This is a genomic window from Roseateles sp., from assembly GCF_049240545.1.
In the GTDB taxonomy this organism is placed as follows: Bacteria; Pseudomonadota; Gammaproteobacteria; order Burkholderiales; family Burkholderiaceae_C; genus Paucibacter_A.
Window position 1 is genome coordinate 1 of sequence record NZ_JBMLSK010000111.1, and the last position, 4,913, is coordinate 4,913.

The window sequence follows — 4,913 nt, forward strand, 5'->3', positions numbered from 1 at the left end:
ACCAGCGCCGCCACCACCTGGCCGGCGAAGATGGCCAGCGGGAAGTTCCAGGGGCTGATACAGACGAAGACACCACGGCCTTGCATGCGACCGGCGTCGCTTTCGGCCTGATCTGCGTAGTAGCGCAAGAAGTCCACGGCTTCGCGCACCTCGGCGATGCAGTCGCCTTGGGTCTTGTAGGCTTCCTTCACCAGCAGTGCGCAGAACTCGGCCAAGCGGGCGTCCAGCGCATCGGCGGCGCGGCGCAGGATGGCGGCGCGCTCTTGCACCGGCGTGCTGTTCCAGCCGGCAAAACCGGCTTGCAGACCGGCCATGGTCGAGGCCACATAGCCCGGCGTGGCTTCGGCCACCGGCAGGACCTGCACCTCAGCCAGGGCGCGCAACAGCGGCTGACGCTGCGCCAGATCGGTCAGATCAGCGCCGGTGGAATTGAGCCGGCCATGGCCCAAGCGGTCCAGGTACAAAGCCTTGGGCAGCGGCAAGGCGCCCAGCGTTTGAATCTGTGCCAGCGGCGAGCCCAGCAGCTCGGGCACTTGCACATTCACATCGGCCAGCTGATGCACAAAAGACGAGTTGGCGCCGTTCTCCAGCAGGCGACGCACCAAATAGGCCAAGAGGTCGCGGTGCTCGCCGACCGGGGCGTAGACGCGGCAAGGAATCGTGCCGTCGCGCAGCACCTCGCGGTAGACACCTTCGCCCATGCCATGCAGACGCTGCATTTCAAACTTCGCACCGGCCTTGCGGGCCATCAGCACGATGGCGGCGATGGTGCCGGCGTTGTGGCTGGCGAACTGCGGATAGATCACCTCGGCGTGGCCGATCAAGGCCTGGGCGCAGGCCAGGTAAGACACATCGGTGTGCTGCTTGTGGGTGAAGACCGGGTAAGCGGTCAGGCCCTGCTCTTGGGCGCGCTTGATTTCGCCGTCCCAATACGCACCCTTGACCAGACGCACCATGAAGCGCAGACCATGCTTTTTGGCGATGGCGGCCACTTCGTGGATCACGCTCAAGGCACGGGTTTGGTAGGCCTGCACCGCCAGACCGAAGCCACGCCACTGCGGGTAATGCGTGGCGATGCGAGCGGCCAGCGCGTCCAGCACGTCCAGCGACATTTCCAGACGATCGACCTCTTCGGCGTCGATGGTCAGATTGATATTGGCCTGAGCCGCCAGGGTGATCAGCTCCCAGACACGCGGCAGCAGCTCAGCGAAGACCCGCTCGCGCTGCAGCACTTCATAGCGCGAGAACAAGGCGCTCAGCTTGATGGAGATGCCATCAGCGCTCTCGGGCGCATCGGCGCGGGCACCGCTGGCGATGGCTTTGATGGCGCCGATATAGGCCGCGTGGTAGCGGCGCGCATCGGCCTCGGTGCGGGCGCCCTCGCCCAACATGTCATAGCTGAAGCTCAGCTGCGGCTGGACCTTGCGGGCGCTGGCAGCCTCGCTCATGGCTTCTTGGATATTGCGGCCCAGCACGAACTGGCGGCCCAGCAACTGGATGGCACGCACGGTGGCGGCGACCACGGTCTGCGAACCCAGGCGGGTCATCAAGCCGCCCTGGCCTTCGGCGTCGGGCAGGAACTTCTTCGACAAAGAAATGGCCGAGGCCGACAGGCTGGCCAGCATCTTGTGCGGGCCTTCGGAAGCGCCAGCAAAGTCGGCGCGGCCGAGTTGGTCGGCCGTCAGGGCGATGGCGGTGGGCGCATCCGGCACGCGCAAGAGCGCTTCGGCTAGGCGCATCAGGGCCAGACCCTCGGCACTGCTGATCGGGTATTCGCGCAGCAAGGACTCCATCGCCCAGAAGGGCGCTGGGTTGGCGCGCACCTGCTGCACCCAGGGGCCGGCCAGGCTCAGCACGGCCGACCAATCCAAGCGCTCGGCCATGGTTTGGGCCAGGGCATGGACCACCGCGATCTCCTCGCGATAAGGGCCGGGCAAGCGGGCGGCTTCGGGTGGCAGAGCGAAAGCGGTCATGGAATTCCCCTTGTTGGGCGGTTTCTAGCGAAGTTCCGAACTATAAAAATGATCCAGATGGATTAAATTCAGATGATTTCCCATTCGGCAGTTGAAAATCCAGCATGAACGACGAAACGAGCACCCTGGACAAGATCGATATGCGCATCCTGCGGGTACTGCAGAGCGACGGTCGCATCTCCAATCTGAAGTTGGCCGAGGCGGTGCACCTCTCACCCACGGCGGTGCTGGAACGCGTCAAACGCCTGACCCGTGAGAACTACATCCTCGGCTACGAAGCCCGGCTGAACCCGGAAAAGCTCGGCGCAGCGATGTTGGTCTTCATCGAGATCCTGCTGGACCGCACGGTACAAGACGTGATGGACAACTTCAAGGCCGCCGTTCAAGCCCGGCCCGAAATCCTCGAATGCCATCTGGTCGCCGGTGGCTTTGACTACCTGCTGAAGACGCGGGTGTCCGACATGAGCGCCTACCGCGAGTTCATCGGCAGCGTCATCTGGACCCTGCCCGGCGTGCGCGAAACCCGCACCTACGCGGTGATGGAGGAGGTGAAAAACACGACGGCACTGCCGTTCTGAACTCCCCCCCGTTTGGGGGAATCGGCAGAAGGGGGGGTGTCCCCCTCCCCCATCACCCCACCCCCGGTGTGATGGGATTGTGTGGAGGAATGCACGAAAGTTTGGACGCGCCTCCCAAAGCGGCGGCACAACAGCCTCCCCTCCTCCTGATCGTCCTACGGAGTCCCATCATGCAAGTGCTTGTCAGCCAGTCCAAGACCAACCTGTCCTCGGCTCCGAGGACCAAAGTCTCCTCCGCACCAGTTGCCGACGCCTCCGAGCCGCTGGCTCCGGTCTACAGCACTTGCGGATGGTTCGACTCCAGTTTCGAATTGCACAACGGCTTGCAAGTCACCGAGGACCAAGACGCTAGCTTGCTGCAACTGTGGGCGCGGGCCTTGAGCAAGTCCTTGAATGGGATGACGACGCGGCACTGAATTGGGCGGGGCGATGCGGCAAGGCGCGCTGCAAATCGGCGCGTTCAAAAGGCTTGTGGCGCCCGGACAGTTTCAGCGCCAACTGAATCACCTTGTCATGAGTGCGCGAAGGAGGCGCCCCCACCGGCAAGACCATCAAGGCCACCAACAAGCCCACCGGCACCCACATGGGCAAACTCGCGCCACGCCCTGCGGTCGCCAGCGCCCCGCGCAGACTCCAGGCGCTGACAAAACCGCCAAGCAAAAAACCACTCAGCGACTCCGAAGGTGAGTGTGCGCCCACCTTGAGGCGAGAGTAGGCGATCAGGGCGGCCAAGCCAAAGGCCAAGCCCACCAAGAGGCGCTGCGTTGAGAGGGGCTGACCCCGAGCCGCCACCCAAGCCAAGCCCGGAAGAATGGCCGCCGAAGCCATGGCATGGCCCGAGATGCCGGTGAAGTTCCAGGCCGACACGCCGAGGCCCCAGCCGAAAAACGCCAGCTTGCTGGCGGCGGTCAGGGCGATGGCCAAGCCCAAGCCCCAGACCCAGCGACGCAGCACACTCGCCTTCCCCGATCCAACATCACTCGGCCGCTGACGCCACAAAAACACCTGAGCCAGCAGCGCCAAGGGCAGCAAGAGCTGAATCTCGCCCCAACGCGTCAAGAAATGCCAGAAAGCGGCAAGGTCAAAAGGAATCGGGGCCAAAGTCATCACTCGATGCTAAGGGCCGCGGATGACAGAACAACGGGGCCCGGCAAAACACCTGAGGGCATTCAGGAAGCCGACGAAGCGCTGATTCGCAGCGGGCCGCGCCGTGGAACTCAGCAAGTTCAAGGCGTCTTCACCGACATCGAGCCGTCTTCGGAGACATAGCTGATGCTGATGAAAGAACCCAAACTGCCGTCCGCCAGCAGTTGATGACACTGCGCGCCCACACGGCTGAATCCGGTCGCCACCACCTTGGACGTGCGGTTCAGGCACAGCAGCACCCGGCCACCTTCTTCTTTCACCTGCCAGGTGTCGACGTAGTTCGCCTCGACCGCGGCCCCGGGGGCGCAGCTCACATACTCGACGCCGCTGCCGTTGGGGCCGCTGTCGCCCACTTTGGCGCTGCGCGAAAAGCTGCCCTTGGTCTGGGCCAGTTCGCAAGCATCATCGCTGCGCGAGCTGTTGGCCTCGGTTTGAACCAGGGCCGGATCGAAGAACAGCTCAGAGCTGGAGGTCGTGCTCCGCCCATTGGCGCTCAGCTTCATTGCCTGCAGCGTGTAGGCATAGGACTTGCCGTTGACCGGGAAGACCGCTGTCCCTGTTTTGGGCGTCAAGCTCAGAACCATGGTGATCGGCGTCGTCCCCGAGGTGCCGCTCAAAGACCAGCTTTGGGCCTTGGTGTAGTACTGGGTCATCGCGGCCTGCAGGTCATAGCTGCTGGGCTTGATGGGTTCGGGTTCCGACGAACTGCCACCACCGCCACAGGCCTGCAAGAGGCTCAGACCCAAGGCCAAAGCCGTCATCGAGAGGATACGTGGGCGGCTTCGCGAAGAAAGTGCGCTAGCGGTCGAAGTTTGAATAGAGGGCATCGTTGGAGCTCGCGAAGTAGACGACAAATGAAAGAGCGGGCGCATTGCAACCCGCCGATCCCTCACCGTCCATCGCCCGAAATGGGGGCAAGCCAAGCTCAGTAAATCTCCGGCACGATCATCTCAGGCGGCACCGGTTGGCGCAGATAGTCGTCGTGGCGCTCGCGCGGCGGCAGGGTTACCGGCGCATGCTCGATCTCGTGATACGGCATCTGCGACAACAAATGCGCCATGCAGTTCAGGCGGGCTTTTTTCTTGTCCACCGCCTGCACCACCCACCAAGGCGCCTCGGGGATGTGGGTGCGCTCCATCATCGTTTCCTTGACCTTGGTGTAGTCCTCCCAGCGGCGGCGCGACTCCAGGTCCATGGGGCTGAGCTTCCACTGCTT

Annotated in this window: 4 protein-coding genes and 1 pseudogene; 1 reads left to right on the plus strand and 4 read right to left on the minus strand. The window is 63.5% G+C overall.

The genetic code is table 11. From position 1 onward, the window contains the following. A partial coding sequence (locus ACOVRJ_RS07765; protein ID WP_422043313.1) for a proline dehydrogenase family protein occupies positions 1-1,973 on the minus strand: 1,973 nt, incomplete at its 3' end. A 104-nt stretch (positions 1,974-2,077) separates the two neighbouring features. Between ACOVRJ_RS07765 and ACOVRJ_RS07770 the strand changes: the two genes are divergently transcribed. Next, positions 2,078-2,551, plus strand: coding sequence for an Lrp/AsnC ligand binding domain-containing protein (locus tag ACOVRJ_RS07770; RefSeq protein ID WP_422043314.1), 474 nt, complete (start codon positions 2,078-2,080; stop codon positions 2,549-2,551). Between the two features lie 348 nt (positions 2,552-2,899). On the opposite strand, the gene ACOVRJ_RS07775 is transcribed toward ACOVRJ_RS07770, so the two are convergent. The 3 genes and pseudogenes from ACOVRJ_RS07775 to ACOVRJ_RS07785 all read right to left on the minus strand — a co-directional run. Continuing rightward, complete coding sequence (locus ACOVRJ_RS07775) at positions 2,900-3,658, minus strand: phosphatase PAP2 family protein (RefSeq protein WP_422043315.1); 759 nt, start codon at positions 3,656-3,658, stop codon at positions 2,900-2,902. A 119-nt stretch (positions 3,659-3,777) separates the two neighbouring features. Next, the gene (locus tag ACOVRJ_RS07780) at positions 3,778-4,458 is read right to left on the minus strand and encodes a hypothetical protein (RefSeq protein WP_422043316.1); all 681 of its coding nucleotides are present in this window, start codon (positions 4,456-4,458) and stop codon (positions 3,778-3,780) included. A gap of 164 nt (positions 4,459-4,622) precedes the next feature. Next, positions 4,623-4,913: pseudogene (locus tag ACOVRJ_RS07785) on the minus strand (polyphosphate kinase 2); the annotation flags it as partial.

Excerpts from the sequence above, each read along its gene's own strand:
- ACOVRJ_RS07775 (WP_422043315.1), bottom strand. The coding sequence starts at position 3,658 with ATGACTTTGGCCCCGATTCCTTTTGACCTTGCCGCTTTCTGGCATTTC.
- ACOVRJ_RS07780 (WP_422043316.1), bottom strand. The coding sequence starts at position 4,458 with ATGACGGCTTTGGCCTTGGGTCTGAGCCTCTTGCAGGCCTGTGGCGGT.
- ACOVRJ_RS07770 (WP_422043314.1), top strand. The coding sequence starts at position 2,078 with ATGAACGACGAAACGAGCACCCTGGACAAGATCGATATGCGCATCCTG.